General features: G+C 65.7%; 25 protein-coding genes, 1 tRNA gene and 1 riboswitch. Of the genes, 9 read left to right on the forward strand and 17 right to left on the reverse strand.

Annotated features, from left to right (window positions below):
* From A8950_RS08645 to A8950_RS08665, 5 genes are all read right to left on the reverse strand, one after another.
* On the reverse strand, nt 1-440 hold a 440-nt coding region (locus tag A8950_RS08645), incomplete at its 3' end, for a caspase family protein (protein ID WP_133613266.1).
* A gap of 251 nt (nt 441-691) precedes the next feature.
* Nucleotides 692-1,105 carry a peptide-methionine (R)-S-oxide reductase MsrB gene (gene msrB / locus A8950_RS08650; RefSeq protein ID WP_133613267.1) on the reverse strand — a complete coding sequence of 138 codons (414 nt, stop codon included), beginning with the start codon at nt 1,103-1,105 and terminating at the stop codon, nt 692-694.
* Nucleotides 1,106-1,236: 131 nt separating this feature from the next.
* Nucleotides 1,237-1,875 (reverse strand): VOC family protein, encoded by a 639-nt coding sequence (locus tag A8950_RS08655; protein ID WP_133613268.1) that lies wholly within the window; start codon nt 1,873-1,875, stop codon nt 1,237-1,239.
* A 7-nt stretch (nt 1,876-1,882) separates the two neighbouring features.
* Nucleotides 1,883-3,310, reverse strand: coding sequence for a C69 family dipeptidase (locus A8950_RS08660; protein ID WP_133613269.1), 1,428 nt, complete (start codon nt 3,308-3,310; stop codon nt 1,883-1,885).
* A gap of 101 nt (nt 3,311-3,411) precedes the next feature.
* Nucleotides 3,412-4,620: an MFS transporter gene (locus tag A8950_RS08665; RefSeq protein ID WP_243735582.1), complete on the reverse strand. Its 1,209-nt coding sequence runs from the start codon at nt 4,618-4,620 to the stop codon at nt 3,412-3,414.
* On the opposite strand from A8950_RS08665, the gene A8950_RS08670 reads away from it, so the two are divergent.
* Nucleotides 4,607-5,263, forward strand: coding sequence for a helix-turn-helix domain-containing protein (locus A8950_RS08670; protein WP_243735583.1), 657 nt, complete (start codon nt 4,607-4,609; stop codon nt 5,261-5,263). The two genes, A8950_RS08665 and A8950_RS08670, sit on opposite strands and share 14 nt — an antisense overlap.
* Before the next feature lie 46 nt (nt 5,264-5,309).
* Here the strand turns inward: A8950_RS08670 and A8950_RS08675 are convergent.
* A tRNA-Ser gene (locus A8950_RS08675) sits at nt 5,310-5,399 on the reverse strand.
* Between the two features lie 245 nt (nt 5,400-5,644).
* Here A8950_RS08675 and A8950_RS08680 point away from each other — a divergent pair.
* A complete protein-coding gene (locus A8950_RS08680; protein ID WP_133613272.1) occupies nt 5,645-5,935 on the forward strand; it encodes a hypothetical protein in 291 nt (96 codons plus the stop codon).
* Between the two features lie 27 nt (nt 5,936-5,962).
* Here A8950_RS08680 and lepA read toward each other — a convergent pair whose 3' ends face one another.
* Together lepA and A8950_RS08690 are read right to left on the reverse strand one after the other, a co-directional pair.
* Nucleotides 5,963-7,762 carry a translation elongation factor 4 gene (gene lepA / locus A8950_RS08685; RefSeq protein ID WP_133613273.1) on the reverse strand — a complete coding sequence of 600 codons (1,800 nt, stop codon included), beginning with the start codon at nt 7,760-7,762 and terminating at the stop codon, nt 5,963-5,965.
* Nucleotides 7,763-7,913: 151 nt separating this feature from the next.
* Nucleotides 7,914-8,648 carry an oxygen-binding di-iron domain-containing protein gene (locus tag A8950_RS08690; RefSeq protein WP_133613274.1) on the reverse strand — a complete coding sequence of 245 codons (735 nt, stop codon included), beginning with the start codon at nt 8,646-8,648 and terminating at the stop codon, nt 7,914-7,916.
* 98 nt (nt 8,649-8,746) lie between these two features.
* On the opposite strand from A8950_RS08690, the gene A8950_RS08695 reads away from it, so the two are divergent.
* Nucleotides 8,747-9,358 carry a TetR/AcrR family transcriptional regulator gene (locus A8950_RS08695; RefSeq protein ID WP_133613275.1) on the forward strand — a complete coding sequence of 204 codons (612 nt, stop codon included), beginning with the start codon at nt 8,747-8,749 and terminating at the stop codon, nt 9,356-9,358.
* Between the two features lie 16 nt (nt 9,359-9,374).
* Here A8950_RS08695 and A8950_RS08700 read toward each other — a convergent pair whose 3' ends face one another.
* From A8950_RS08700 to A8950_RS08710, 3 genes are read right to left on the reverse strand one after another with little or no spacing between them, the layout of a single operon-like run.
* Complete coding sequence (locus A8950_RS08700; RefSeq protein ID WP_133613276.1) at nt 9,375-10,226, reverse strand: shikimate dehydrogenase; 852 nt, start codon at nt 10,224-10,226, stop codon at nt 9,375-9,377.
* A complete protein-coding gene (locus tag A8950_RS08705) occupies nt 10,223-10,822 on the reverse strand; it encodes a Maf family protein (protein ID WP_133613277.1) in 600 nt (199 codons plus the stop codon). The genes A8950_RS08700 and A8950_RS08705 overlap by 4 nt, the downstream gene beginning before the upstream one ends.
* A gap of 2 nt (nt 10,823-10,824) precedes the next feature.
* Nucleotides 10,825-11,706: a pyruvate, water dikinase regulatory protein gene (locus tag A8950_RS08710; protein ID WP_133613278.1), complete on the reverse strand. Its 882-nt coding sequence runs from the start codon at nt 11,704-11,706 to the stop codon at nt 10,825-10,827.
* Nucleotides 11,707-12,190: 484 nt separating this feature from the next.
* On the opposite strand from A8950_RS08710, the gene hemE reads away from it, so the two are divergent.
* From hemE to A8950_RS08735, 5 genes are all read left to right on the forward strand, one after another.
* The gene (gene hemE, locus A8950_RS08715; RefSeq protein ID WP_133613279.1) at nt 12,191-13,231 is read left to right on the forward strand and encodes a uroporphyrinogen decarboxylase; all 1,041 of its coding nucleotides are present in this window, start codon (nt 12,191-12,193) and stop codon (nt 13,229-13,231) included.
* 23 nt (nt 13,232-13,254) lie between these two features.
* Nucleotides 13,255-13,758 (forward strand): methylated-DNA--[protein]-cysteine S-methyltransferase, encoded by a 504-nt coding sequence (locus tag A8950_RS08720; protein ID WP_166645077.1) that lies wholly within the window; start codon nt 13,255-13,257, stop codon nt 13,756-13,758.
* An 86-nt stretch (nt 13,759-13,844) separates the two neighbouring features.
* Nucleotides 13,845-14,018: riboswitch (FMN riboswitch) on the forward strand.
* 114 nt (nt 14,019-14,132) lie between these two features.
* Complete coding sequence (gene ribB, locus A8950_RS08725; protein ID WP_133613281.1) at nt 14,133-14,789, forward strand: 3,4-dihydroxy-2-butanone-4-phosphate synthase; 657 nt, start codon at nt 14,133-14,135, stop codon at nt 14,787-14,789.
* A gap of 245 nt (nt 14,790-15,034) precedes the next feature.
* A complete protein-coding gene (locus A8950_RS08730; RefSeq protein ID WP_133613282.1) occupies nt 15,035-16,024 on the forward strand; it encodes a quinone oxidoreductase family protein in 990 nt (329 codons plus the stop codon).
* Between the two features lie 26 nt (nt 16,025-16,050).
* Entirely contained in the window at nt 16,051-16,656 is a 606-nt protein-coding gene (locus tag A8950_RS08735) for a putative glycolipid-binding domain-containing protein (protein WP_133613283.1), read from the forward strand.
* Between the two features lie 151 nt (nt 16,657-16,807).
* Here A8950_RS08735 and A8950_RS08740 read toward each other — a convergent pair whose 3' ends face one another.
* From A8950_RS08740 to A8950_RS08750, 3 genes are all read right to left on the reverse strand, one after another.
* The gene (locus A8950_RS08740) at nt 16,808-21,025 is read right to left on the reverse strand and encodes a CHASE domain-containing protein (protein ID WP_166645078.1); all 4,218 of its coding nucleotides are present in this window, start codon (nt 21,023-21,025) and stop codon (nt 16,808-16,810) included.
* 171 nt (nt 21,026-21,196) lie between these two features.
* Nucleotides 21,197-21,733, reverse strand: coding sequence for a molybdopterin-dependent oxidoreductase (locus A8950_RS08745; RefSeq protein WP_133613285.1), 537 nt, complete (start codon nt 21,731-21,733; stop codon nt 21,197-21,199).
* A 188-nt stretch (nt 21,734-21,921) separates the two neighbouring features.
* A complete protein-coding gene (locus A8950_RS08750; RefSeq protein WP_133613286.1) occupies nt 21,922-22,413 on the reverse strand; it encodes a fasciclin domain-containing protein in 492 nt (163 codons plus the stop codon).
* Between the two features lie 319 nt (nt 22,414-22,732).
* On the opposite strand from A8950_RS08750, the gene A8950_RS08755 reads away from it, so the two are divergent.
* Nucleotides 22,733-23,350 (forward strand): glutathione S-transferase family protein, encoded by a 618-nt coding sequence (locus A8950_RS08755; RefSeq protein ID WP_133613287.1) that lies wholly within the window; start codon nt 22,733-22,735, stop codon nt 23,348-23,350.
* Between the two features lie 53 nt (nt 23,351-23,403).
* Here the strand turns inward: A8950_RS08755 and rho are convergent, their stop codons facing one another.
* The 3 genes from rho to hemH all read right to left on the reverse strand — a co-directional run bounded on the left by rho (nt 23,404) and on the right by hemH (nt 26,655).
* On the reverse strand, nt 23,404-24,765 hold the full coding sequence (gene rho / locus A8950_RS08760) for a transcription termination factor Rho (protein WP_133613288.1): 1,362 nt from the start codon (nt 24,763-24,765) through the stop codon (nt 23,404-23,406).
* Between the two features lie 391 nt (nt 24,766-25,156).
* Complete coding sequence (hemJ, locus tag A8950_RS08765) at nt 25,157-25,585, reverse strand: protoporphyrinogen oxidase HemJ (RefSeq protein ID WP_133613289.1); 429 nt, start codon at nt 25,583-25,585, stop codon at nt 25,157-25,159.
* Between the two features lie 5 nt (nt 25,586-25,590).
* A complete protein-coding gene (gene hemH, locus A8950_RS08770) occupies nt 25,591-26,655 on the reverse strand; it encodes a ferrochelatase (RefSeq protein ID WP_133613290.1) in 1,065 nt (354 codons plus the stop codon).
* Nucleotides 26,656-26,714: the final 59 nt, after the last annotated feature.

The raw sequence follows: 26,714 nt of genomic DNA on the forward strand, positions 1-26,714 counted from the left end.
GTCTTCGGCATGGCGAATTCCATCTGCCGCAGGATGTTTTCCGCCGCCACCCCTTCGATATCGACATCGGCTTCCTTGCGGATATCGGCATTGACCGGGATCAGATAGTTGAAGCCGTTCACCTGCAGGCCGTGGCCGGCATAATAGAAGAGCGCGGTGGTTTCCGGACCGGCCTCTTCCAGCGCCGAGCCGAAATCGGCGATGGCGCGCTTCATGCTGCGCTGGTCGGCATCGTTGAGCAGCGTCACCTGGAAGCCGAGGCGCTCGAGGGTCTGCCTGACCAGTGCGCCGTCATTGGCCGGGTTGACCAGCGGATCCATGCCGCCGGTATATTTCGAATTGGCGATGACCAGGGCGAGGCGCGGCGCATCGGCCGATACGGTGTTCACCGAGATCAACAGGCCGGCGATCATGGCCAGCACGGCAGTGAGACGGCGCATTTTTCCCCCGAAAGCTATGCTGCGTCGTGGCGCCGCCCGCTCGCAGCCGGCACCGGATCCGGCGAGCCGGATCGTTCTCAAGCAATTATCCTAGGTGCTATATCCCGGTGTGACAACCAGGGATGGAAGCAGGCGTGACCCCCGTCACGGTGATACTGGAGTCGCGGTGAAACTGGAGTCACGGGTGATGCTGGCCGGGCGCGCCGGTGCTGCGCGGCCGCCGGCCTGCCATCCCCAGCCGGAAGCGCGGGTCAGCCTTCCGTCGGCGTGAAGTTCATCGCCACACCGTTGATGCAATAACGGAGATGCGTGGGCGGCGGGCCGTCCTCAAAGACATGGCCGAGATGGCTGCCGCAGGTGGCGCAATGCACCTCGGTCCGGACCATGAAATGGCTCCGGTCGGTGCTGGTCTCGACGGCGCCGGACAGGGGGTCATTGAAGCTCGGCCAGCCGGTGCCGCTCTCGAACTTGGTGCCGCCCGCGAAGAGCGGCTGATCGCAGCCGGCGCAGGTGAAGGTACCGGCCCGCTTCTCGAGCAGCAGCGCGCAGGAACCCGGCCGCTCGGTGCCATGCTCGCGCATGATGCGGTACTGCTCCGGCGTCAGGCGCTGGCGCCATTCAGCCTCCGAGCGGGTGACGGGAAAACTCTTGGTCGCGGTGCTCATGTCTGTCTCCCGTGATCGATGGCTTCCATTATCTGGCGTCGACGGGTCGCGAAACAAGCCCGCCGCCGCGATCTCCTGCACCGGTATACGAACATCGCCGCCCCTTTGTTGCAGCCTGCCGTGCTGAGGGGTCAGGTCAATTCCCGCAAGCCCGCCGGGGTTTCAATCAGGGCGTGGTAGCGCAGCGTCGCACCCTGCCGAAGGACCGGCGGGTCTATGATGGCGAGGTCGCGATAGAGGACCGCGATCATCGCCGGGTCGGGATGTTCCAGGGTGAGCGCCTGCAGGCGGGCGCCGAGATCGGGAATATCCTCCATCGAGGTGGGATCGCCGAGGTGGTCGATCAGCGAGGGGGCGGCACCATCAAGCGGCAGCCTGCCATCCGCCGGAATGGCAAAGCAGAAGCTCGGTTCGGCAAAGGGCAGGGCGACCTTGTCGCCGAAGATCCCGCGACGCCCGTGGAGAACCGCATCGATCGCCGCGGTACTGGCAACCCAACCGCGCAGCCGGCGGCCTTCCTTCCAATCGGCCCGGACCCTTTCCTGGTCGTCGAGACCGAACCAGCGCGCTCGGGGCGGCCTGGTTCCCGCCGGATCAAGCGCCACGATTTCAAGATAGCGGTTGGCGCCCAGTTGCAGCCGGTGATTGTGCGTGCCCATGTAAAGGTGGCGCGTGCCGAAGGGCACGTCGAGACCGAGGCAGTCGCGCACATGCGCCACACCCTCGGTGAGGGTCGGCGCGATGATGGTGAGGTGGTCGAGCTTCAGCACGGTCCGCTCACCAGATTTGTTCCGGTCGCTTCGGCACGCGGTCGAGATTGAGCGCACCCATCACCCGCTGCCGGACGAGGGCGGCCGAGACCAGCGCCTCGGCCGCGTCGAGGCAATGCAGCAGGCGCGTCGCCGCATGATCGGTGAGGAGCCGGCGGGCGAGGCGCTGCTCCCCGGCGGCAAGCAGGATCTCGGCACTTTTGAGCACGTCAGCGAGCTCGGCGGCAAGATGCTGCTCGGTCCGGCGCCAGTGGTCGAAGGTCTCGGCGAGGAACGGCGCGGGGGCCTGGAAGCAGAGCTGCATCAGCCTTTTGTAGACATGGACCGCCGACCGCGTCGCCTCCACCCCCTGTGGCACGTGGGACAGCGTATCCGGCCGACTGACCGCATGGCGCTCGTCCTGGAAGCGGGCTGCCTCGCCATCGGTGAGATAGCGATGCTGCGCGAATTCCGCCGGCACCTCGGTGATGCCAAGGGCCACCGGCACCAGCGGTGCCGTCACGGCACCCACGGGTGCATGCCAGAGGATGCGGAGATCCGGATGCACCGGTGTCGCCAGCGGCACGATCTGGCCATAGCCGGCCGTGTCGCCGGTCAGTTTCTCGGTGGCAATCGCCCAGGCGATATCGGCAAGGCCGATCTTTTCGGGGCGCGCGGCGCGGCGCGCCATTTCGCCCTCGATCCATTGGACACCGTCCCAGCGCCCCTTGCCATCGCCATAGACCGCGTTCACGTCGAAGGGACCCTGCGCCGGGTCGTACCAGCCGAGTGCCACGGCCGTCTCGATGAAATGCGGCGGGAACAGGAAATCGGCATTGGGTGCCGCCGGGATCACGCCGACATAGCCGGGGCGCGAGGCACGGATGCTGTCGGGACCCAATCGCTCGGCCACCCAGAGTCCCTTGCCGCCCGAGAACTCGATCACCACCCAGGCCTCGTCAGCGTCCGCGATGAGATGCGAATTGCCGCCGTAATCGGCATAGCCATGCTCGGCGATGAGTGCGGCGATGAGATCGACGCCTTCGCGGGCCGAGCGCGCGCGTTCGAGGACGAGCCGCGCGAGGTCGGAATAATTGGGACCCGTCTGGTCGGCCGGCGTCAGCGCGATGAGCTCGTCGCGCGAGCTCGACCAGATGTCGCGCACGGCGACGCCATGCTCGTTGAGCCCGCCATTGGTGAGCGGCGCCGGCACACCCAGATAATGTGAATAGCTGACGCGCAGATGGCGGAAGGTGTGCGCCACCTGCGGGATCTCGCTGAGGCTGCCGGGAAGGTCGGCCTGCGGCGTCACCCCAACCCTGATGCCGGCACCCGGCGCATGATCGGCCGCCGGCACGATCTCCAGCCAGTGGCTCGATGGCTCGTCGCCATAGCCGGCGAGATAGGCGATGCCGTCGGCGGTATGATTGCGCCCGATATAGAGTCCATAACTCATGGAATTGCGTTCCGCCCGCGCTGCCAGGGATGAGTGCGAGGCCGCAATCTATGGGAAGCGGCGGGCGCTGTCACCCGCCGCCCGGGTGATCGCCGGCTCCTTCAGATCCTGGCGGTGGCGGCCGGAGACATGGTCAGCCGGCCGCCGGCGATCGCGATTGCCGCCAGCATCATTCCGCCGGCCAGCAGGAAGGTGAGGTTGAGGCCCGTCGCGATGGCATCGGGTGCCGTGTGGGTGAAATCGCCGCTGCCGATTGCCGTGCCGGTGCCGAGGGCAAAGACCGCCCCCATCAGCGAGGCGCCGGCGATCAGCCCGATATTGCGCGCGAGGCCGAGCAGGCCGGAGACGGCACCCCGCCGCGCCGCCGACACGCCCGCGAGGGCCAGCGTGTTGTTGGCGGCCTGGAAAAGCTGATAGCCCGGCGTGAGGACGAGAATGCCGAGGACATAGCCGCCGAGGCCAAGAGCACCCGGCAGCATGGCCAGCAGGAAAGCACCCGCCGCCAGCAGGACGAGCCCCAGCATCACGACGCGCCCGGCGCCCCAGTGATCGACCAGGCGGCCGGAAGGAATGCCGCCAAGGATCGAGACGACGGGACCCAGCGAGAGGACAAGGCCGACCAGCAGCGCGGAAAGACCCAGGCCGAAATCGAGATAAAAGGGTCCCACCACCAGCGTCGTCATCATCACGGCGGCGACCAGCAGATTGGCGACGAGATTGGCCCAGATCGGTGCACCGGACGGCGCGTGGGTTCCTGATTCCGGGCTTTTTGCCGTCGCCTCACCCGATTCCCGCGGCAGCAGCAGGAAAACGAGGCTGAGCGCCAGCAGCGCCAGCGGTACCTGCACCAGAAAGATGCCGCGCCAGCCGAAGAAGGGCAGCAGCAGGCCACCCAGTGACGGGCCGAGTGCCGTCCCCAGTGCCGAGACCGAACCGAGCATGCCCATGGCGCGCCCGATCCGCCCTTGACCGGCATGGGCGCGCATCAGCGCCAGCGGCAGCGTCATCAGGAAGGCAGCGCCCACACCCTGCAGGGCGCGCGCGCCGATCAGCAGGGATAGGTCATTTGCGAAACCGCAGAGCAGGGAAGCGGCGGCGAAGAGGCCGAGGCCCAGAAGCAGCATGCGCCGCAGCCCGTAGCGGTCGCCGAGACGTCCGGCGATGACGACCGCCACCGTCAACGCCGCCAGATAGGCCACCACCACCCCCTGCACCTCGATGAAGGGGGCACCGAAAGCCAGCGTCAGGCTGGGCAGCGCGATATTGGCGATGCTGGTGCCGAGCGAGGCCAGCAGCATGGCGAGCGCCAAGGCCGCCGTGATGCCCCGCTTGCTGTCTGTCTTTCTGTGTGCCTCGCTGCTTGCGTCTTTTGTCCGTAATTCCGGCACCTGGGCCGGCGCCAATGCCTGTTCCATGATGATGACCTCTTGTCTTGATTTCGTCTTGCCTGATGGGCGTTTCGGGTACAGGCTACGAATTCAAGTCAACTTGAGGTCAAGCATGAAATTGCTCGATATTGGGGAAGTTGCGGAAATAAGCGGGCTGCGCCCCTCGGCGCTGCGCCATTACGAGGAAGTCGGGCTGATCACCTCGGTCGCGCGCCGCGGCCTGCGGCGGGTCTTTCCGCCCGAGGTGCTGCTGCAGCTCAATCTCATCGCCATGGGAAAGGCCGCCGGCTTCTCGCTCGACGAGATCGCCGGCATGTTCGGCCGCAACGGCCTCCCCGATCTGCCGCGCGCGACGCTTGAGGAGAAGGCCCTGGAACTCGAGCAGCAGATCCGCAAGCTCACCGCCTTGCGCGACACGCTGCGCCACGTCGCCCACTGCCGCGCGCCTTCGCATATGGAATGCCCGAAATTCCGCCGCCTGGTGTCACTGGCCGGGAGAAAGGCTGCCAAAAGCGGCGGCAAGAGGCGCAAGCGGGTGGCGGTGAAGCGGGCTGTGCGGCGATGATTGGAGAATTGGGTGGCCTGCCACCCGAAGCCCGCAGGGCGAAGGGTGGCGGAGAGAGTGGGATTCGAACCCACGATAGGTGTTACCCTATGCACGCTTTCCAAGCGTGTGCCTTAAGCCACTCGGCCATCTCTCCAACCTGTCGGAGCCTGGCGGTTCCGGGGCATGTGGCTGATGCGGGCGGGAAACTAGCGAAGGGGGGGCGGGCTGGCAATAGGGCAGGTCCGGAAATCCCGCCAATGCGTCTCAAATGCCGGTTACGTGTTGATTCCTATGGCGAAATCCCCGCGTTCGGGGCATGCTGGCCCGGTCCAGAGGGGATCCGGGGAGGATCCGGAGGGGACGGAAGTTGCGGGGCACCAGCCCCCTGGGACGAGATCCATGAACCCGATCCGCATCGCCGGTCTTGCCTGCCTTGCCGCCGCTTTGGTGATGCTGGTGCTGGACCTCTCGCTGGGTGCCCTGAAGCCCACCTGGCAGACCATCTCGCTGGCCCGGCTCTGGGCCATGATCCATGCCGGCAGCCTGATGTCGCTGCAGAGCGTGGTCGGCGAATTCTCCAGCCTGCTGTGGAACGGCATCCTGCTGCCCTTCATCAGCCTGCCGCTCTGGCTGACGCTGGCCTTGCTCGCGGTGGTGCTGGTCGCGTTCGGGCGCAGCAGCAGCAACTGACCCGCTGCCGCCGCGGCGCCATCCGCCCTATTCGTGGATCTTGAGGGCGGCGATGAAGGCGCTTTGCGGGATCTCGACATTCCCGTATTGGCGCATCTTCTTCTTGCCTTCCTTCTGCTTCTCGAGAAGCTTGCGCTTGCGGCTGATGTCGCCGCCATAACATTTGGCGGTGACGTCCTTCCTCAAGGCGGCCACGGTCTCGCGGGCGATCACCTTGGCGCCGATCGCGGCCTGGATCGCGATCTTGAAGAGCTGGCGCGGGATGAGATCCTTCAGCTTCTCGCACAGCACGCGGCCGCGGCTGTCGGCCTGTGACTTGTGGACGATGCAGGAAAGCGCATCGACCGGATCGCCATTCACCAGGATGTTGAGCTTGACGAGGTCGCTCTCCTCATAGCCGTCGAGGTGATAGTCGAAACTGGCATAGCCGCGGCTGATCGATTTCAGGCGGTCGTAGAAATCGAACACCACCTCGTTCAAGGGCAGGCGATAGACCACCATGGCGCGGCTGCCGGCATAGGTGAGGTCGATCTGCAGGCCGCGCCGCTCCTGGCAGAGCTTCAGGACCGAGCCCAGATATTCATCCGGCACCATGATGGTGGCCTTGATCCAGGGCTCCTCGATGCGGTCGATCTTGACCACGTCGGGGAAGTCGGCCGGGTTGTGCAGCTCGATCATCGAGCCGTCATTCATATGGATCTTGTAGACCACCGAGGGCGCCGTGGTGATGAGGTCGAGGTTGAACTCGCGCTCCAGCCGCTCCTGGATGATCTCGAGATGGAGGAGGCCAAGAAAGCCGCAGCGGAAGCCGAAGCCCAGGGCCGCTGAGGTTTCCATCTCGTAATGGAAGCTGGCGTCGTTGAGGCGGAGCTTGCCCATGCTTTCGCGCAAGGTCTCGAAATCGGCGGCGTCGATCGGGAAGAGGCCGCAGAACACCACCGGTATCGAGGGCTTGAAGCCGGGCAGGGCCTGGGCGCAGGGCTTCTTGTCATCGGTGATGGTGTCGCCGATCTTGCAATCCGCCACCGCCTTGATGCCGGCGGTGATGAAGCCGACCTCGCCCGGGCCCAATTCCGCGACCTGGGTCTGCTTCGGCGTGAAGCAGCCGACGCGGTCGATCTCGTAGACCGCCCCCGCCGCCATCATGCGCGCCTGGGTCTTCACCTTGACCACGCCGTCGATGACGCGCAGCAGGATGACGACGCCGAGATAGGGGTCGTACCAGCTGTCGATCAGCATCGCCTTCAAGGGCGCGTTGCGGTCGCCCTTGGGTGCTGGCAGGCGGGTGACGATGGCTTCCAGCACGCCCTTGATGTTGAGGCCGGTCTTGGCCGAGATCTCGACTGCTTCCGATGCGTCGATGCCGATCACGTCCTCGATCTGCTGCTTGATGCGGGCGGGCTCGGCCGCCGGCAGGTCGATCTTGTTGAGGACTGGCACGATCTCGTGGTGGTGGTCGATCGCCTGGTAGACATTGGCCAGCGTCTGCGCCTCGACCCCCTGGCTGGCATCGACCACCAGCAGCGAACCCTCGCAGGCGGCGAGGCAGCGCGACACCTCATAGGCGAAATCGACATGGCCGGGCGTGTCCATGAGATTCAGCTGATAGGTCTCGCCATTGTCGGCCTTGTAGTTGAGGCGCACGGTCTGCGCCTTGATGGTGATGCCGCGCTCCTTCTCGATCTCCATGTTGTCGAGGACCTGTTCGGTCATCTCGCGGTCGGTCAAGCCGCCGCAATACTGGATCAGGCGGTCGGCCAGGGTCGACTTGCCGTGATCGATATGGGCGACGATGGAGAAATTGCGGATATGCGCGAGGTCGGTCATTTGGCCACGAAAAAGCGGGGGGTCGGTCCCGGCGGGTCGGCCCAGGGGGGGTCGCCCCAAGGGTGGGTCGCCCCACGGGATTGATTGGCGCGCAAGATAGGGGTGACCCCGGACTTAATCAACTGGCGAAAAACCACGTGATGTCAAAACGTTAGTGGGTCGCGCCAGTGGAATGGGCGCGCCGGTCGTAATCATCGGCCAGAGCGAGCAGTGCCGCGCGGCCGTCACCCTCGAAACTGGGGCCGTGCATGAGGGCGAGCTTTTGCGGCCGCAGGGCGGCGAGGCGGCGCAGCAGGGCACCCGATTCCGGGTGCAGGCTGGAGGCATGGAACATGTCCTCGGCGGCGATGGCGGGGCCGAGGATGTCGCCCCCGGTCAAGGCCGGGCCGTCGCCCACCTGCGAGAAGAGATCGCCGCAAAGCAGCGTTCCCGTCGCCTCCTCGTGGAAAAGCCCGGCCTCCCAGCCATGGGGGAGGTGCGGGGTCGGCAGAAAGCGCAGGCGCTTGCCGCCAAGATCCAGCACGGCATCCTCTTCCAGCATCCGGGGCGGCCGGTCGGCGAGGTCGTTGAGCGAGACGAAACAGGCGGTGGCGCCATGGGTCACCTCGGCCCGTTGTGCCACCCCCAGCCAGTCGTTCATGGCGCCGCATTCATCCGCCTCGACATGGCCGAAGCTGATCCAGCGCAGCTTTTCAGGCGGCATGATCCGTGCCACCGCCGCCTGGACCAGCGGGAACATGCGCCGGGGCCCGGTATGGAACAGCAGCGCCTCCTCGCCCTTCACCAGAAACTGGTTGAAGGTAAAGCCGTCGGGCGGCGCCACTTCCGGCACCAGGGTGGAGAGGCGGTAGATGCCATCAGCGATTTCGGCAATTTTCGTCTCCATGGGGACCTCCTTCAGGCAAATCTCAATTGAATACACGGCGATGTGTATCTAAAATGCCGGCACCGGTCAATTAAAGAAACACAAGTGTGCACCCAAATATGACGGACGTCACAGGTCCCGCCGAAACCCATCCGGGCGCGAAACGCCCCTATCGCCAAGCGCGCCGCGCCGCCCTGACAGCGGAAACACGCAAGCGGATCGTGGCGGCGACGGTCGAACTGCACGGCTCGGTCGGCCCCGCCCGCACCACCTACAGCATGATCGCCGAGCGAGCCGGCGTACAGCGGCACACGCTCTATGCCCATTTCCCCGACGAGGGCAGCCTGTTCGAGGCCTGCTCCGGCCTGGTCCTGGAGCGCGACCCCCAGCCCGATCCCAATGCCTGGGCGGGGATCGAGCGGCCGCGCAAGCGGCTGAAGGCCGGGCTTGGGGCCCTCTATGACTGGTACGGGCGCAATGCCGGGCTGCTGGCCGCCGTGCTGCGCGATGCCGAGTGGCACGCGCCGACGCGCGAGATCCTGGCCCGCCGGCACGGCCCGATCATGGCCGCCTATGCCCGCATCCTGGGGGAAAGACTGGACCGGCACCAGTTGGCCCTGCTCCATCTCGCCCTCGCCTTCCCCACCTGGCGCGCGCTGGTTCTCGAAAGCGGGCTCGATCCTGCAACGGCGGTCGAGCTGATGGCGGAGGCGATCTTCGGGAAGAAGTGAGCGCCGCCGCGGAAAGTCACCCCGCCAGCACGAAATCGCGCAGGGCGGCATCGACTTCCGGCGCGCGGCCGAACCAGGCCTCGAAGCCGGGTCGGGCCTGGTGCAGCAGCATGCCGATACCGTCGACCACGACATGGCCGCGTGCCCGGGCGGCAGCCAGCAGCCCCGTTTCCAGCGGCGCATAGACGATGTCGTCGACCACGGCTTCGGGTGCCAGGGCGCCCAAATCGATCTCCAGCGCCGGCTGGCCGGTCATGCCGAGCTGGGTGGTGTTGACGAGGAGGGCGGCGTCCTTCAATGCCGCGCCGCGCTCCTCCCAGGCGACGACCTCGAGCGCGCCCAGTTCCTTGGCCAGTTCCTCGGCCCGGCTGATGCTGCGATTGGCGATGACGACGCGCCTGACGCCCTCATCCTGCAGCGCCACGGCAATGGCGCGCGCGGCGCCGCCGGCACCGAGGATGACGGCACTGCCGGCATCGGCGCGCCAGGAGGGGGCACTCGCCTGCAGATGTTCGAGGAAGCCGAAGCCGTCGGTATTGTCGCCGAGGATGCCGCCGTCCTCCTGGACGATCAGCGTATTCACGGCGCCGATGCGCCGCGCGCGCGGGCTGATGTCGTCGACAGCGTCGAAGGCCGTCTCCTTGTGCGGCAACGTCACATTGGCGCCACGGAAACCCAGTTTAGGGAGTGCCCGGATCGCCTCGACGATGTCCTCGGGCGTGGTCGCGAAAGGGAGATAGGCGCCGTCGATGCCGTATTTCCGGAGCCAGTAGCCGTGGAGGCGCGGGGAACGCGAATGGCTGACCGGCCAGCCGAACACGCCGGCGACCCTGGTCCGGCCGCTATGGGTGAAGATCTCGCCGCTCATGAAGCCACCATGCCATGTTCGCGGAGGATCGCAAGCACGGGGAGAAGCGGCAGGCCGAGGATGGTGAAGTAGTCGCCGCGCACGCGGGCGAATAATTGCGCGCCCAGGCCTTCCAGCTGATAGGCGCCGACGCTGCCCAGCACGTCGGCGCCGGCGCGGGCCAGATAATCCTCGAGAAAATCGTCCGAGAAGGCGCGCATGGTGAGCTCGGCCCGGTCGACATGGTGCCAGATGCGGCTGCCGTCCTTCAGCAGCACGACAGCCGACAGGAGGACATGCGCGCGCCCGCGCAGGGCACGCAATTGTTCCCGCGCCGCGGCCACATCCGCCGGCTTGTCGAACCAGGCGCCGTCGCATGCCAGCATCTGGTCGGATCCGAGGACGAAGCAACCGGCAGGGCAGCGCCGCGCCACCGCAGCGGCCTTCAACCCCGCCAGCAGGGTGGCGGTTTCCTCGACCGAGGCATTCTCGGCGCGGCAGCTTTCCTTCACCGCCGCCTCGTCGACGGCGGGCTTCATGATCTCGAAATCGAGGCCCGCTTCGCACAGCAGCCGAGCCCGCGTCGCACTGCCGGAGGCGAGGATCAGCTGCGGCATGCTCACTTTGCTTCGGCGAGGCGCTTGTCGCGGTGTTCGGAGAGCATCTGGATGATGGTGGCGGCCGTTTCCTCGATCGAGCGGCGGGTGACGTCGATCAGCGGCCAGCCATGTTCGGAACAGAGCCGCCGCGCCTGGGCCACCTCGTCGCGCACCGATTGCGGATCGATGTAGTCGGATTGCTCGTCCTTGGCGATCATGGCGAGGCGGTTGCGGCGGATCTGCACCAGCTGGTTGACATCCTTGGTGAGGCCGACGATGAGCGGCTTCTTCACCAGAAAGAGTTCCGGCGGCAGCGGGCAGCCGGGCACCAGCGGCACATTGGCCGCCTTGATGCCGCGATTGGCAAGATAGATGCAGGTCGGCGTCTTCGACGAGCGGCTGACGCCGAGGAGAATGACATCCGCCTCGTCATAGGTGCGGGCCGATTGGCCGTCATCATGGATGAGGGCGAAATCCATCGCCGCGATGCGGTCGAAATATTCGGCGTCGAGCGCATGCTGGCGGCCGGAGAGGCCGCGCCCTGCCTGGCCAAAATGTTCCGTAAGCGCCCCCATGATGGGATCGAGCACCGAGACATGCTTGACGCCGAGGCGCCGGCAGCCATCCAGCAGATGCTCGCGCAGGCGGTCATTGACCACGGTGAAGAGGACCAGGCCGGGATGCGCCTCGATGCCGGCCAAGACCTTGTCCATCTGGCCGGTGGTGCGGATGAGCGTCCAATGATGCTCGATCGGATGCGCGCGCTCGAACTGCACCAGGCAGGCGCGCGTCACCGAATTCAGCGTCTCGCCGGTCGCATCCGAAACCAGATGCAGGTGCAGCTGGGCCGCAACCGGCGGCACCAAATTTTGCTGGTCACTGGTGGAGGTCGTCGCAGCCATTCCTTGCCTGCCGGTCTTGCGGCGCCGATACTTTGCCGCACGAGGTCAATCATTCACTCGTCCACAGGGCAGCCGTTGATAAGCGGCCGGAATTCTGTGGATAAAAGGGGTGCACCGGATCTGTCCCCGTTGCCTCTCGACTCATGACATTGCTTTTCCCGCCTGACAAGCCTGCTGCCTGCCCGGTTCGAGTCACGTGGATAAGTGTGGCAGCACTGTTCTCGACCAGCCGATCCCCGTTATCCACGTCATTCCCGGTGACAGGGAAGTGGCGAACCAGGCGGCATTCCAACCGATTTGTCCCGGGACTTTTGCCGGGGTTGCGCCATCCCGCGGCCGGGACCGGATTTCCCCAGGCGTTTGTCGAGGATGCCGGGAATTCCGGGGATTCAACTGATTCACCGCACATCATCATCTTCCACCTAGAGTCTTATCTATTAGAGTTGTAGGAAGGGAACCGGATCGGGAAAGGCGGAAACTCATCATGAAGACGGCCGACAAGCTGCTGATACGTGCCCTGCGCGGCGAGACCCTGTCCCGGCCGCCTGTCTGGCTGATGCGCCAGGCCGGGCGCTATCTGCCGGAATACCGGGCGACGCGGGCGAAGGCCGGCAGCTTCCTCGACCTCTGCTACAGCCCGGAACATGCGATCGAGGTGACGCTGCAGCCGATCCGCCGCTTCGGCTTCGATGCGTCGATCCTGTTCTCGGACATCCTGGTGGTGCCGCATGCCCTCGGCCAGAAGGTTGCCTTCGAGGAAGGCCGTGGTCCGGTGCTGGAGGCGCTGGCCGATGATGCGGCGGTGGCGCGCCTTACCATGGACCAGTTCCATCAGCGCCTGAAGCCGGTCTATGAGGCGGTGAGCGGGATCCGTGCCGCACTGCCGGCGGAAACGGCACTGATCGGCTTTGCCGGTGCCCCCTGGACGGTAGCGAGCTATATGATCGAGGGTGGCTCGTCCAAGGATTATGCCAGGATCAAGGCCTGGGCCTATGGCCGGCCGGATTCCTTCCAGCGCCTCATCAATCTGGTGGTCGAGGCGACGGCGCAATATCTCAATGCCCAGATCGAGGCGGGGGCCGAGGCGCTGCAGCTGTTCGACAGCTGGGCTGGGTCGCTGGACCATGCGGGTCTGCTGCGCTGGTGCTATCAGCCGATGAAGGCGATCATCGACCGGGTCAGGATGAGCCATCCGGACGTGCCGGTGATCGTGTTTCCGCGCGGCGCCGGCGCCGGCTATCTCGATTTTGCGCGGCAGCCCTTCATGCATGGCCTTGGCCTCGATACCGGCGTGCCGCTGGACTGGGCCTTCACCCAATTGCAGGGTCGCCTCGCTTTGCAGGGCAATCTCGACCCGCAATGGCTGGTGGTGGGTGGTGAGGGCATGCGCCTTGCTGCGACGCGCATCCTCGATACGCTCGGCCATGGTCCCTTCATCTTCAACCTTGGTCACGGCATCGTGCCGGAAACGCCGCCCGAGCATGTCGCCGAGCTGGTGGAACTGGTGCGGAACTGGCAGCGATAACGCGCCGGCGGGACATGGTGGCCGTGGCAAGTTCCGAACCCGCATTCGTCCCGACCGGCGCGATCCTCCGCACGGCCATCGGCTGGATCGACATCCGTGCCGATGAGGAAGCGGTGACTCAGTTGCACTGGCGTGCGATCGAGCCCGGGGTGCTGGTATCCAATCCCTTGGCCGAGGAAGCGAAGCGCCAGGTCGAGGCCTATCTTGCCGGCCGGCTTACCCGCTTCGACCTGCCGTTGCGCTATGCGGGCAGCGAGTTCGCCCGCCATGTCTGGGACATGCTGCTGCGCATTCCCTATGGCGAGACGCGGCGCTATGGCCATCTTTCGGCCCTGATCGGCGGCGAGGCCACCGGCAATGACGCCCGCGCCATCGGCAGCGCCTGCGGCCAGAACCCGATCGCCGTCATCATTCCCTGCCACCGCGTCATCGGCGCCGCGGCGCTGGGCGGCTATAGCGGCGATCTCGGCCTCACCGCCAAACGCTTTCTGCTGGATCTGGAAAAAGGCCAGGGCCGGCTGTTCTGAGGGGATGATTTGGCGGAAATCCGTCATTTCAGGCCGCCGCGGCGCCTTGACGCCCCTGCTTCCCGCCTGCCATGGTGCCCCCGTCAATACGTCTTCAGGGCGGGGTGAAAGTCCCCACCGGCGGTAGGATTTAGGGGCGACCCTGGATCGAGCCCGCGAGCGCCGGCAGGAACTGATCCTGCCGGGTCAGCAGATCAGGTGCGCTGCGCCAGCGGCAATTCCTGGGCCGACGGTCATAGTCCGGATGAAAGAAGACGAGATCGTGACGGCCGCCCTGGCGGTCCCGCGCCCTGCGCGCGGGATTCTGCCCAGGGCTCATTTCACGAGATCGCCCTGGAACGTTTGTCGCAACCCTTTGCGAGGAGCGTTTCACCATGCCGAAACTGATTTCCCAACTTGAACTTGGTCGCGTCCGGGCGCGTGTCGCCGCCGGCATCACCGCCATGCAATCCGGCCTGCCGGTGGTCATGGCCGATGACGACGACCGCGAGAACGAGGCCGATCTGGTGGCCGCCGCCGCCACGCTCAGCCATGACGTCATGGCCCGCATGATCCGCGATTGCAGCGGCATCGTCTGCCTGTGCCTCGACGGCGCCACGGTGGAGCGGCTGGATCTGCCGATGATGGCGACCAACAATGACAGCCGCTTCGGCACACCCTTCACCGTATCGATCGATGCCAGGTTCGGCACTACCACCGGTGTCTCGGCGGCCGACCGCCTTGCCACCGTGAAGGCCGCCATCGCGCCACATGCCAAGCCGGGGGATTTCGTGCGCCCCGGCCATATGTTCCCGCTGCGGGCGCAGCCCGGCGGCGTGCTGACCAGGCGCGGGCATACCGAGGGCTCGGTCGATCTCGCGGTGCTGGCCGGGCTGGGTTCCGCCGCGATCCTGTGCGAGCTGATGACCAGGGATGGCGAGATGCTGCGCGGCCGCCAGGCCAAGGCCTATGCCCGGCGCAACGGCTTTCCCTATCTCACCATCGCCGACCTCGTCGCCTATCGCGAGAACGAGCTGGCCCAGGCGGCGTAGAAGGGTCGGCGTAGCGGGGGAAATGGCTCGCCCGATGCTTGTTGTCATCCCCCGCGAAGGCGGGGGGTTCCACGAGTTGTTTTTTCACGTGCTGACAAAATCGTGGATGGCCCGCCTGCGCGGACCATGACAACTGATGTGATCGCGCGTGGCCATCGCGCGTGGCCATCGCGCGTGACCGGGGATGACGTTCGCCGATACGCCCGCTATGCTTTCCAGCAAACCGATCCGCGGAGCAAGACCCCATGACCATTCCTACTGAAACCCATGCCATCCGTTTCGCGCAGACTGGCGGACCCGAGGTGATGCGCTGGGAGAAGGTGAAGCTCGAGGCGCCGAAGCCGGGCGAGATCACCATCGAGAACAAGGCCTGCGGCCTCAATTTCATCGACACCTATCATCGCAGCGGGCTCTATCCCTTGGCCCTTCCCTCGGGCCTCGGCCTCGAGGGCTGCGGCATCGTGCGGGCGGTTGGTGACGGTGTCAGCGCGCTCAAGGTCGGCGACCGCGTCGCCTATTGCGCGGCCCCTGCCGGCGCCTATGCCGAATGGCGCAACTATCCCGCCGACAAGGCGGTCAAGGTGCCGGATGCCATCGACGACAAGACCGCTGCCGCGATGATGCTGCAGGGCATGACCACGGAATACCTCATTCGCCGCACCTATCCGGTGAAGGCGGGCGACTGGGTGCTGTTCCATGCCGCGGCGGGTGGCGTCGGCTCGATCGCGGTGCAATGGCTGAAGCATCTGGGTGCCACGGTCATCGGCACCGCCGGCGGGGCCGAGAAATGCGCCAAGGCGAAGGCGCTGGGCGCCGACCATGTGATCGACTACCGCGCCGAGGATTGGGTCAAGCGGGTGCGCGAGATCACCGACGGCAAGGGCGTGCATGTGGTCTATGACGGTGTCGGCAAGGATACCTGCATTCCCTCGATGGATTGCCTCAGACCCCGTGGTTATCTGGTCACCTTCGGCAATGCCTCGGGGCCGGTGCCGGCGATCGAGCCCCTCACCCTCTCGCAGAAGGGATCGATCTTCCTCACCCGCCCGACGCTTGCCGCCTATACCGGCACCCGCGCGGAACTGGAATTGTCGGCCCATGCGGTGATGGATGTGGTGGCGAAGGGCATCGTCAGGATTGCCGTCAACCATACCTATCCGCTGAAGGACGCCGCCCAGGCGCATCGCGATCTCGAGGGCCGGAAGACGACCGGCTCCGTCGTGCTGCTGCCTTGAGGGAGGCGGCCAAGGGGCAGGGCCTCATGGCCGCCCGCGTCATCTGCTGGCAGCCCGTTTGGAATGCGCGGTTTCCCGGCATCGGGATGGAGCGCCTGGTGCTGCAGGAAGGCCCGCAGGAAGGCTGGGCGGAGAGCGTCATCCTCGGCATGACCGAAGGCGGCGTCTCGTTCCGGGTCGATTACCGCCTGGAATGGGACGCGGCCTGGTTCCTGCGCAAGGCGGCGATCGAACGGCGGATGGGCGCTACGTGCCAGTCGCTGGAACTGGCGCATAATGGCGCCGGCAACTGGCGCGACGGCAGCGGTGCCGCGCTGCCGCATCTTGCCGGTTGCATCGATATCGACATCTGGCCGACGCCCTTCACCAATACCTTCCCGATTCGCCGCGCGCCGCCCGCCGCCCCCGATAGCCGCGCCGAATATGCCATGGCCTGGGTCGATGCGGTCTCGGGGCCGGAGATCACCGTGAAGCCGATGCGCCAAGGCTATACGCTGCTGCGCGACGGGCGCTATCTCTACGAAAATCTTGACGGCAATTTCCGCGCGCATCTGCCGGTCGATGGCGACGGCCTCGTGCTGGATTACGAGGGCGTCTTCCGCCGCGTGCCGGCGACGGCAGAAGCGCCCTAGATCGTTTCACGTTTTCCTGAAACAGCCGCCTTCATCCTCATCCCCGGGCGAAGTCCCGAGGATCCAGTGTCGCGGCCGCTGAACTGGATGCCCAGGACAAGCCCGGGCATGACGAGAACAATCTGTCGAATCCAGGCAATATTGAAACACGCTAGACCGATCGTTGCAGATCCTTGTGCCAGGGCAGGCGCACGGTGACGGTGGTGCCCTGGCCCTTCTCGCTCGCGATCTCCAGCCTGCCGTCATGCAGCTTGACGAGGCCGTCCACCAGGGGCAGGCCGAGGCCGGTTCCGGGGGTCGATTTGGCGAGCGAGGAATCCGCCTGGCCGAAGCGTTCGAGGGCGATGCGGATCTCGTCGGGCGACATGCCGATGCCGGTATCGGCGATGGTGATGACGGCGCCGGCGTCGCCATCGCTGCGGATGGCGACGCGGACCTCGCCGCCTTCCGGGGTGAACTTGACCGCGTTGGACAACAGGTTGAGCAGGATCTGCTTCAGCTGCCGCTCGTCGGCATGGAGCAGCGGGCAATCCTCGATCACCGGCGGATGCAGGGTGATGCGGCGGCTGTCGGCCAGCGGCTGCACCATGCGCTGGGCCTGGGCGACGGCGTCGTCGGTCGGGATCGCCGCGATCCGCAGCGACATCTTGCCGGCCTCGATCTTCGAGAGGTCGAGAATATCGTTGATGAGATTGAGCAGATGCGCGCCGCTCTGGTGAATGTCCTCGGCATAGTCACGGTAGCGCGCGGGCGTGATCTGGCCGAAGAGTTCGCGGCGGATGATGTCGGAAAAGCCGATGATGCCGTTGAGCGGCGTCCTGAGCTCGTGGCTCATATTGGCGAGGAACTGCGACTTGCTGATATTGGCCTGTTCGGCGGCAAGATTGGCGGCGCGCAACTCCTCGGCCAGCAGGGTCAGCGCCTGCGCCTGCTGCTGCAGGCGGATATTGGCCTCGGCGAGGTCGCTTTCGCGCGCCTTGAGGTCGGTGATGTCGGTATAGATGTTGACCGAGCCGCCTTCCGCCGTCGGGCGGTGGCTGACCAGGACCCAGCCGCCGCCGGCAAGTGGCGCCGCGCCCTGGAAGGGCGTCTTGTCGCGGAAGCGCCCTGACCATTCGGCGACGAAGGCGTCGATCTGTTCCGGCGTATCCAGGTGCGGATACTCGCCCGCCTCGGCGCCCTTGCGCAGGGCCTCGGCGAAGGAGCCACCCACCGCGACATGGGGCGCCGTCTTCGGGTAGAGCTTGAGCAGTTGCGAATTGAAGACCACATAGCGGCCATCGGCATCCAGCAGCAGGAAGCCTTCGTTGATGCTCTCGATGGCGTCCTTCAGGCGCTGCTCGGCGCGGCGGAGTGCGGTAATGTCGGTCCAGGTGCCGACGGTCCCGCCCTCGCCAGTGCGCCGTTCGAAGACGCGCAGCACCCGGCCGTCCGGCATGGCCACTTCGAAGGGGTCGGGTGGCGGATTGCGATGCAGCTCGAGGCGCCGTGCGAACCAGGTCTCGAGCGCCTCGCCGCTGAAGCCGAGTTCGATCTCGCCATAGGCGCGGTAGAGCTCGGTGAAGCTGATGCCGTTGACGCGCTCGCCGAAATGCCGGCGCATGGTCGGTGTTATGAAGGAATCATTGGCGATGATCAGCCGGTCTTCGGCATCGTAGAGGGCGAAGCCGTCGGTGATGGTGCCGATCGCCGCCTCGAGACGCTGGCCGAGCCGCTTGATCTCGGTGACGTCGGTCCAGATGCCGACATAGCCGCCATCGCTGGTGCGCCTTTCGCTGATGCGCATGATGCGGCCGTCGCCCCAGGTGACCTCGATCGGCTCTTCCGGCGGATTCCGGTGCCGTCCCAGACGCTGCTCGATCCAGGCCTCGCGATCGAAGGCGGGATCGGTTACCGGCATGTCGTTGTAGGCGAAGGCACGCAGGATCTCCTCGAAGGTGTGTCCGGTCGGGTCACCGATCACCTTGCGCGTGCCTTCGTCGATAAAGCGATCGTTGTAGAGGACCACGCGGTCATCGGCATCGAACAAACCAAAGCCATCCTCCATCACGCTGATCGCATCGCGCAGGCGGATTTCCAGCTGCTTGACTAAAGTGATGTCGGTATCAACGCCGATCACGCGCACGACCTTGCCGTCGGCGTCGCGCAGTGACCGGCAGCGTGTCTGGACGTAAAGCGGGCGGCCATCACGATGCCGACAGCGGAAGACGGCATCGATGTCATCCCGTTTCCCGGCGACCAGTTCGTCATATTGCCGTCGGAAATCGGCATAGGTCTCGGGCCCCATTACCTGTTGCCAGAATTCCCAGTAGCGGTCCCTGATATCCTCGTGGCCCCAGCCGTAGAGTTGCGCCATGCGCGGGCTGGACCAGATCTGGTCGGTGCGGATGTTGTGGTCCCAGATCACGTCCTGGCTGCAATCGACGGCGAGTTCGAAGCGCTCATTGGCAAGGGCGAGGGCGGCGCTCATGCGGTCGGCGAAATACTGCGCGCGGTCCTTCTGGCTGAGGAGGGCCGCGACGAGGGCCGCAAGCAGGGAAGCGAAGACCAGTCCGCCGGCGCTGAGTGTGGTCGGGATGAAGGGGTCCTGCCGGTCGAAGAGCGGCGATTCCTGCCATTCCAGGGTGAACTCGTGGCCAAGCAGGTACATGCGGCTGCGATGGCTGGCGCGAAAGGGAGCGGCCGGATCGGTGCCGCTGTCGAAGACCAGTTCGGCCGGATCGGCATCCGGCCCGTCATGGATGCGCAGGCGCAGTTCGGCACTTTCGGTGATCATCGCATGGCTGAAGAAATCCGCGGCGAGGAAGGGCGCATAGATCCAGCCGTGGAAATACCAGCGCAGGGTCTCGATATCTGTGGCACCGCCTGGCTGGCGGTAGATCGGCACGAAGACCAGGAAACCCGGCTGTCGCTTTGCGTCCTGCACCAGGATGATGCGCGCCGTCATCGCCGGGTTGCCGGAATCGCGCGCCTTCAGGGCGGCGAGGCGGCGGTTGGGCTCGCTGGCAAGGTCGAGGCCGATGGCGGCCTGATTCGGTTCCTCCGGCACGATATAGACGATGGTGAAGTGCTGCGTGTAGGCGGCTGCTTCGGGATCCACGCCCGGCACCGGGTGGATGGTGAAATCGGGCCGGCCGTCGCGGCGCATGGCATAGGTGAAGGAAGTGGCACTGGCCTTGTCGCCGGGCAGTACCACGCCGATGCCGAGGACGCCCGGATAATGCCGCGGCATGTCGAGGGATTGGGCATAGTCGCGCCATTCCTGGCGGTTGACCGAGCGCGAGGCGGCATAGAGGCTGGCCCCGCCGCGCAGGGCGTTGACATAGATCCCCATGCGGTTGGCGATCTGCTGCTGCACGCGCTCGGCGACATTGATGAGATGCCGCGCATCGATGCGCTGCTGTTCGTAGCGCAGGGCGGCAAAGGTGATGCCGGCGATGACGCAGCCGAGCGTGAAGACGAGGAGGGGCAAGGGCGACCTGACCGCGCGCAACTCGGCGAAGGTCATGGTGCCGATGGCGAAGCCCGCCAGCAATATCTGCGTGTCGATGATGGCGGCATTGAGGTCGTGGCCGGTGAAGGGACCGAACGCCGAGCTGCTGGTGGCGACCAGCCAGATGGCGGCGAGAATGAGAAGGGCAAGATGCGCCAGGAGCCCGCCGGCCAGCCAGGCCACGAGGGCGAAGGCCGGCAGGGCCAGGAAGAGGGCTGGCGCGGCGACCGGATGGATGACGACCAGGAGGGCAAGGGCAAGAGCGAAGAGGAGGGCGGCAGCAATGACGCTCCGGCGGCCAGCAGGGATGCGGGACAGCCATGATTGCGCCGGGATCGCGTCACCCGGCATCGGCACGGCGCGCGCACCGTTTCGTTCCGCAAGGGCCAGCAGCAGGGGTGTCAGCAGCAGGATGCCCAGCGCATCGCCGGCCCACCAGGTGAAGGCGATGGCGCTCCGCGAGAGGTCGTCGAGCACGCCCGCCAATGCCAGGCTGGCGGTGCCGATCGCGGCGGAAACAAGGGAGGCCAGCAGTGCTGCGGCGGTGATTCCGGCCATTCGCGTCAGGGGCAGGAGATCGCGGTCGATCCGGCCAAGACGGGTAATCAGCCAGGCGCCGGCGAGTGCCTCCAATGTATTGCCGAGAGCGATCGGAAGGGCCGTGACGAGCCCGCCGGTGAACCAATTGGCAGCGAGGGCAGCGAGGAAGATGGCCGGGGCGAAGCGGGGCCCAAGCAGGGTGAGGGCTGCCACGGCAAAGCCCGAGGCCGGCCAGATCGGCGAGGCGCTTTCCTGCAACTGGGCGAAGGCGAGGCCGGCGCGGGCCAGAAGGAAATAAATCCCGACCACCAGGAACGCGCCGACCCCGAAGGGCATTCTTCGGCCGGCTAGCTCGACTGGTGCTGTCCAGTCCGACCGGATCATGCGGTGCGGGTCTTTCCCGGGGGCTGTCGTGTTACGAGGAATAACTCCTCAGCAATACGACGATGCGATTAAGGTTCCCTTAAATTTCAAGGCAAATGTGGTCACCCGTCGCTTAGCGCAAGCTCAGCGCACGGCCAGGGTGACGAGGTTCCAGATCGAGGCGCTCTGGAAGCGGTCGCCCAGCAATTGCGGGTCGCTGTCATAGTCATAAACGATCCAGAGCGGGCCCTTGTCGGATGGCAAGGCGGCGCCGTTCTGCTGATAGGCGAGGATGCCGCCGTAATCGGTGACATCGCCCGCTGGAAAGGTCACCTCGTAATCATTGCTGGCGATGGCATGAAGGCGATCGCCGCTGGCACCGACATGGGCCAGCAGATCGGCCAGCAGGACGCCGGTGAAGGTCTGCGGACCTTCGGTCCAGGGCGTCGTCGTTTCGATGGTCCGGGCCGGCAGGGATTCCAGCATGGCGAGGTCGAGTGCCGCCTTGCCGTCCGCGGTATTGCTATGGGCGATGCCGCCCTCGATGGTGAGAATAACGGGCCCGCTGGGTGCCGGCAGCGGGTTCGCCGCCGCGGTGAAGACCGGCAACAGCGCCAGCAGCAATATCGACAACAATATCGGCACGGCGTAACGACCGGCCCGACCCGGAACGAGATTCATGTCTGCCCCCCACAATCCAGCCCGATTGCAACAGTGGCGATCGGCGCGGGCCTTGGCATGCGCCGTCGCCTTACGTAATTATCCGTCGCTGGTGCTGCCGAAGCCAGCGGAAATAGGTAAACGAAAAGAGGCGTGGCGGGCCCGACAGCCCGCCACGCTCCCTACCCGGTTTCGCCTTGGCGACAGGGTTACATCGGCGGCAGGATCACCTTGTCGATGACATGGATGACGCCGTTGCTGGCGGCGATGTCGGCGGTGACGACGGTGGCGTCGTTGACCATCACCTTGCCGCCCTCGGCGGTGATGTCGATATCGCTGCCCTCGACCGACTTCACCATGTCGAGGCCGACCACGTCCTTGGCCTCGGCCTTGCCGGCGACCACGTGATAGGTGAGCACCTTCACCAGCTGGTCCTTGTTCTCGGGCTTCAGCAGGTTGTCGACCGTGCCGGCGGGCAGCGCCGCAAAAGCGTCATCGGTCGGCGCGAACACGGTCAGGGGGCCGTCGCCCTTCAGCGTCTCGACCAGGCCGGCGGCGGTGGCGGCGGCCAGCAGCGTGTTGAACTGGCCGGCCGAAGCCGCGGTGTCGACGATGTCCTTCGGCGCCGAGCCTGCCTGCGCGGCGCAGGCGCCGATCACGGGGGCGAGGATGGCGGCAAGCAGGGTGGTCTTCAGTTTCATCTTCAGTCACTCCCAAATGGTTTGGCGGATTGCGGGATGGCAATCCGCGTCGCTTTGTCGATGGACGGCAGCGAGAACCCGGCCGGGGTGATCCGTCGGCGGAATCTACGGCAGGGGCGGCCCGGGTGGTTCACGGGGAGCGGCAAAAAAAGAAATCGCGGCGGGCCGTGATCCGGCGTGGCGACGGCGCGTAAGAGAGGCCGAATCGTCGCCGGTATCGCTCTGCCGGCAGGCCTGCCCGGCACGGACCGTCAGGATTTACACGGCGCGCCTGGCGTGAGAGCGTCGGGCGCGATGCTGTCCCGCGCCGGAGGCCGTCATGCTGAAATTCTATTTCGCGCCGCAGACCTGCGCGCTCGCCTCGCATCTCGCCCTCGAGGAAGCGGGGGCCGTCTATGAGGCGATACGGGTGGACTTCGCCAAAGAGGAGCAGCGCAAGCCCGACTATCTGAAGATCAACCCGAAGGGCCGCGTGCCGGCGCTGGTTACCGATCGCGGCATCCTTACAGAGACGCCCGCCATCCTGTTCTACATCGCCCAGACGCATCCCGCGGCGAACCTCGCCCCGCTCAACGATGCTTTCGAGTTGGGCAGGATCCAGGCCTTCAACAGCTATCTCTGCTCGACCGTGCATGTCGCCCATGCCCACAAGCCGCGCGGCTATCGCTGGGCGGATGACGCGGCCGCCATCGCCGAGATGAAGCGCAAGGTGCCGGAGAATATCGCCGCCTGCTTCGCCCTGATCGAGGACGAGATGTTCGCAGGGCCGTTCGTGATGGGCGACAACTTCACCATCGCCGACCCCTATCTGTTCACCATCGCGACCTGGCTCGAAGGCGACGGTGTCGACCCGGCGCAGTTCCCCAAGGTGCTCGCGCATCGCAATCGGATGGCGGCGCGGCCGGCGTTCAGGAGGGTGCTGGCGGCGCAGGCCTAGCGGGTCATCGCCACATGGAACAAGGGCCGGGGAAATTTCCCCGGCCCTTTTCCTTACTGGTTCATCGACTGGAAGAAGTCGGCATTCGTCTTGGAATGCTTCAGCTTGTCGAGCAGGAACTCCATCGCATCGGTGACACCCATCGGCATCAGGATGCGGCGCAGGACCCACATCTTGGAGAGCGTCGCACGGTCGACCAGCAGCTCTTCCTTGCGGGTGCCGGATTTGGTGATGTCGATCGAGGGGAAGGTGCGCTTGTCGGAGAGCTTGCGGTCGAGGATGATTTCGGAGTTGCCAGTGCCTTTGAACTCTTCGAAGATCACTTCGTCCATGCGGCTGCCGGTATCGATGAGGGCGGTCGCGATGATGGTGAGCGACCCGCCTTCCTCGATGTTGCGGGCGGCACCGAAGAAGCGCTTCGGCCGCTGCAGCGCATTGGCATCGACACCGCCGGTCAGCACCTTGCCCGATGACGGCACCACGGTGTTGTAGGCGCGTGCGAGGCGCGTGATCGAATCCAGTAGGATGACGACGTCGCGCTTGTGCTCGACCAGGCGCTTGGCCTTCTCGATCACCATTTCGGCCACCTGGACGTGGCGCGCCGCCGGTTCGTCGAAGGTGGAGGAGACGACCTCGCCCTTCACCGAGCGCGACATGTCGGTGACTTCCTCCGGCCGCTCGTCGATCAGCAGCACGATGAGATAGGCTTCCGGATGATTGGCGGCGATGGAATTGGCGATGTTCTGCAGCATCACGGTCTTGCCGGTGCGCGGCGGTGCCACCACCAGGGCACGCTGGCCTTTGCCGATGGGGCAGATCAGATCGACGACGCGGCCGGTGATGTCGACCCGGTTCAGTTCCTTGCTCTCGCGCGCCTTAAGCGCGCGCCGGCTCATCTCGACGGTCCGTGCCGCCTCGTTCTTCGGCAGCGCCTCGGGCTCGGGCATCTTGTCGTCGCCCTTGCCCTCGAGCTCCATTTTCAGGCGCTCGTCGGGGTAGAGCGGGGTGAGGTTGTCGAAATTGATCCGGTGGCGGATCTTCTCCGGCTCCTCGAAATTGATCGTGTTGACCTTGAGGAGCGCGAAATAACGTTCGCCATCCTTGGGGCCCCGGATCTGGCCCTCGACCGTGTCGCCGGTACGCAAGCCGAAGCGGCGCACCTGGGAGGGCGAGACATAGATATCGTCGGGGCCGGGCAGGTAATTGGCCTCCGGCGAGCGCAGGAAGCCGAAACCGTCCTGCAGGATTTCGAGGACGCCGGCGCCGAAGATCGCCGTGTCGTTGTCGGCCAGGCTTTTCAGGATCGCAAAGAGCATGTCCTGGCGCCGGAGCGAGGAGGCGTTCTCGATCTGCAGGCTTTCCGCAAACTCCAGGAGTTCGGCTGGCGATTTGCGCTTAAGTTCTTGAAGGTTCATGTGATTTTCAAAGTTGTGGAATGTGGGGCTGAGGGTCGCTTAATGCCCTGGATGGGCGGGATGCGGGCGGATGTGTCTGCAGGCGATCTCGATGGGGAATGTCGCTGGCTGAACGCTGCCGGATTCGGGCTGTCGAGCGCTTCTTCGCAAACTAGTCGCCGGGCTGGTCGCCGCTATACCTGACAATCGGCCGCCTGTCGGCGGGTCTTGGCGAGCACGGTCTGGCGGAGGATTTGCGAAGAAAAGGCTGGCTCGACCTGGGAGGCGAAGCCGGACCTCAGGTAAAAGCCCTATCGGAATCACCGATACTTGTCAAATCCGAGGTAGGCATCCGCCTGACCTGGCGCAAGAGGCAGCGGATGAAATTCGCGTGTCGGCCGGACGGCAAGGGTCAGAACGGCTTCACGATCACCAGGATGACGATGCCGATCATGAGCAAGGTCGGCACCTCGTTCATGATGCGGTAGAAGCGCTCGGGATGGCGGTTGGTGTCCGCCGCAAAATGCCTGCGCCAGCGCGCCATGCCGGCATGGATGAGCTGCATGCCGAGGAGAAGTGCGAGCTTCCCGTGGAACCAGGCCTCGCCCCAGAGATCGCCGAGCCAGGCCATGGAGAGGCCGAACACCCAGGCGGCGATCATGGCGGGATTGATGATGGCGCGTAAGAGTCGCCGTTCCATCACCTTGAAGGTCTCGCTCATCTCCGAGCCGGGCTTGGCCTTGCAGTGATAGACATAGAGCCGCGGCAGATAGAGCATGCCCGCCATCCAGGCGATGATGGCGATGACATGAAGCGCCTTCAGCCAGAGATAGAGGTCCATCGTCGTTACGCCCCCGCCTGCGTCATGGCGCATTGCTCGCGGCCCTTGCAGGCGTCGCGCGTGCAGCCGGGCCGGATGGGTGCGGTTGTGCCGAGGGCATCCCGCGCCAGGCCGGCGAGGCCGGCGATGAAGCGTTCATGCGCATCGACCGTGGGTGCGCGAACATAGGCGGCGGCGCCCGCCTCATGGGCGAGCTCGCCATATTCGATGTCGAGCTCGACCAGGGTTTCGGAATGTTCCGAGACGAAGGCGACGGGCACCACGACGATCGCCTGGCCGGCCCTGGCCGCCTCTTCGATCACGACGTCGGTGGCCGGGCCGACCCATTCCAGCGGCCCCACCCGGCTTTGATAGGCGATGATCCAGTCGTCAGCGGCGAGGCCCAGCTTCGTCACCGTGGCGGCGACCGTGGCCTCGACCTGGGCGACATAGGGGTCGCCCTTGTCCACGATCTTCTTCGGCAGGCCGTGGGCCGAGAAGATGACGCGGAGCCTGGCCTGGGGCGCTTCTGCCCGCGCCTTGGCGATGGCGCCAGCCGTGATGTCGGCGAGGGCGGCGACAAAGCCGGGCTCGGCCGGATAGCAGCAGACGAGGCGCTGCGGTGCCTTGAGGCCGAGCTTCCGCGCCGCCGCTTTCCAGACGCGGTAGGAGGAGGCGGTGGTGGTGGTGGAGAATTGCGGATAGAGTGGCAGCAGGACGATTTCGTCGGCGCCCCATTGCAGCACGGCCTTTGCTGCCTCCTCGGTGAACGGATGCCAGTAGCGCATGGCGATGAAGCATCCGACCTCTGTGCCAGGGCCGAGATCGCCCAGCGCCGCCTCCAGCGCCCGCGCCTGGACTTCGGTATTGGGCAGGATCGGCGAGCCGCCGCCCATCTTCTGATAGACCGCGCGGGCGACCGGCGCGCGGCGCTTGGCGATCAGTTTCGCCAGCAGATAGCGGAACGGATTGGGCAGCGCGATGATATTGGGGTCGTTGAACAGGTTGAACAGGAAGGGCTGGACGGCCTCCTGCCGGTCCGGTCCACCGAGGTTGAAGAGAACGATGGCGATGCGGCGCGCGCCCGGCATGGGGTCTTCCTGGGGGCTGATTCGGCGGGAACGGGTTGGGCTCGATGCCAAGGCTAGCG

This window comes from Dongia mobilis (assembly GCF_004363235.1).
Classification (GTDB): Bacteria; Pseudomonadota; Alphaproteobacteria; order Dongiales; family Dongiaceae; genus Dongia; species Dongia mobilis.

Bases quoted from the DNA above. Each gene is read 5' to 3' on its own strand.
- msrB (WP_133613267.1), bottom strand. From the start codon at position 1,105: ATGAGCACCGCGACCAAGAGTTTTCCCGTCACCCGCTCGGAGGCTGAA.
- A8950_RS08660 (WP_133613269.1), bottom strand. From the start codon at position 3,310: ATGAGTTATGGACTCTATATCGGGCGCAATCATACCGCCGACGGCATC.
- A8950_RS08670 (WP_243735583.1), top strand. From the start codon at position 4,607: ATGGCGAGCGCCAAGGCCGCCGTGATGCCCCGCTTGCTGTCTGTCTTT.
- A8950_RS08680 (WP_133613272.1), top strand. From the start codon at position 5,645: ATGAACCCGATCCGCATCGCCGGTCTTGCCTGCCTTGCCGCCGCTTTG.
- lepA (WP_133613273.1), bottom strand. From the start codon at position 7,762: ATGACCGACCTCGCGCATATCCGCAATTTCTCCATCGTCGCCCATATC.
- A8950_RS08690 (WP_133613274.1), bottom strand. From the start codon at position 8,648: ATGGAGACGAAAATTGCCGAAATCGCTGATGGCATCTACCGCCTCTCC.
- A8950_RS08695 (WP_133613275.1), top strand. From the start codon at position 8,747: ATGACGGACGTCACAGGTCCCGCCGAAACCCATCCGGGCGCGAAACGC.
- A8950_RS08700 (WP_133613276.1), bottom strand. From the start codon at position 10,226: ATGAGCGGCGAGATCTTCACCCATAGCGGCCGGACCAGGGTCGCCGGC.
- A8950_RS08705 (WP_133613277.1), bottom strand. From the start codon at position 10,822: ATGCCGCAGCTGATCCTCGCCTCCGGCAGTGCGACGCGGGCTCGGCTG.
- A8950_RS08710 (WP_133613278.1), bottom strand. From the start codon at position 11,706: ATGGCTGCGACGACCTCCACCAGTGACCAGCAAAATTTGGTGCCGCCG.
- hemE (WP_133613279.1), top strand. From the start codon at position 12,191: ATGAAGACGGCCGACAAGCTGCTGATACGTGCCCTGCGCGGCGAGACC.
- ribB (WP_133613281.1), top strand. From the start codon at position 14,133: ATGCCGAAACTGATTTCCCAACTTGAACTTGGTCGCGTCCGGGCGCGT.
- A8950_RS08730 (WP_133613282.1), top strand. From the start codon at position 15,035: ATGACCATTCCTACTGAAACCCATGCCATCCGTTTCGCGCAGACTGGC.
- A8950_RS08735 (WP_133613283.1), top strand. From the start codon at position 16,051: ATGGCCGCCCGCGTCATCTGCTGGCAGCCCGTTTGGAATGCGCGGTTT.
- A8950_RS08740 (WP_166645078.1), bottom strand. From the start codon at position 21,025: ATGCCCTTCGGGGTCGGCGCGTTCCTGGTGGTCGGGATTTATTTCCTT.
- A8950_RS08745 (WP_133613285.1), bottom strand. From the start codon at position 21,733: ATGAATCTCGTTCCGGGTCGGGCCGGTCGTTACGCCGTGCCGATATTG.
- A8950_RS08750 (WP_133613286.1), bottom strand. From the start codon at position 22,413: ATGAAACTGAAGACCACCCTGCTTGCCGCCATCCTCGCCCCCGTGATC.
- A8950_RS08755 (WP_133613287.1), top strand. From the start codon at position 22,733: ATGCTGAAATTCTATTTCGCGCCGCAGACCTGCGCGCTCGCCTCGCAT.
- rho (WP_133613288.1), bottom strand. From the start codon at position 24,765: ATGAACCTTCAAGAACTTAAGCGCAAATCGCCAGCCGAACTCCTGGAG.
- hemJ (WP_133613289.1), bottom strand. From the start codon at position 25,585: ATGGACCTCTATCTCTGGCTGAAGGCGCTTCATGTCATCGCCATCATC.
- hemH (WP_133613290.1), bottom strand. From the start codon at position 26,655: ATGCCGGGCGCGCGCCGCATCGCCATCGTTCTCTTCAACCTCGGTGGA.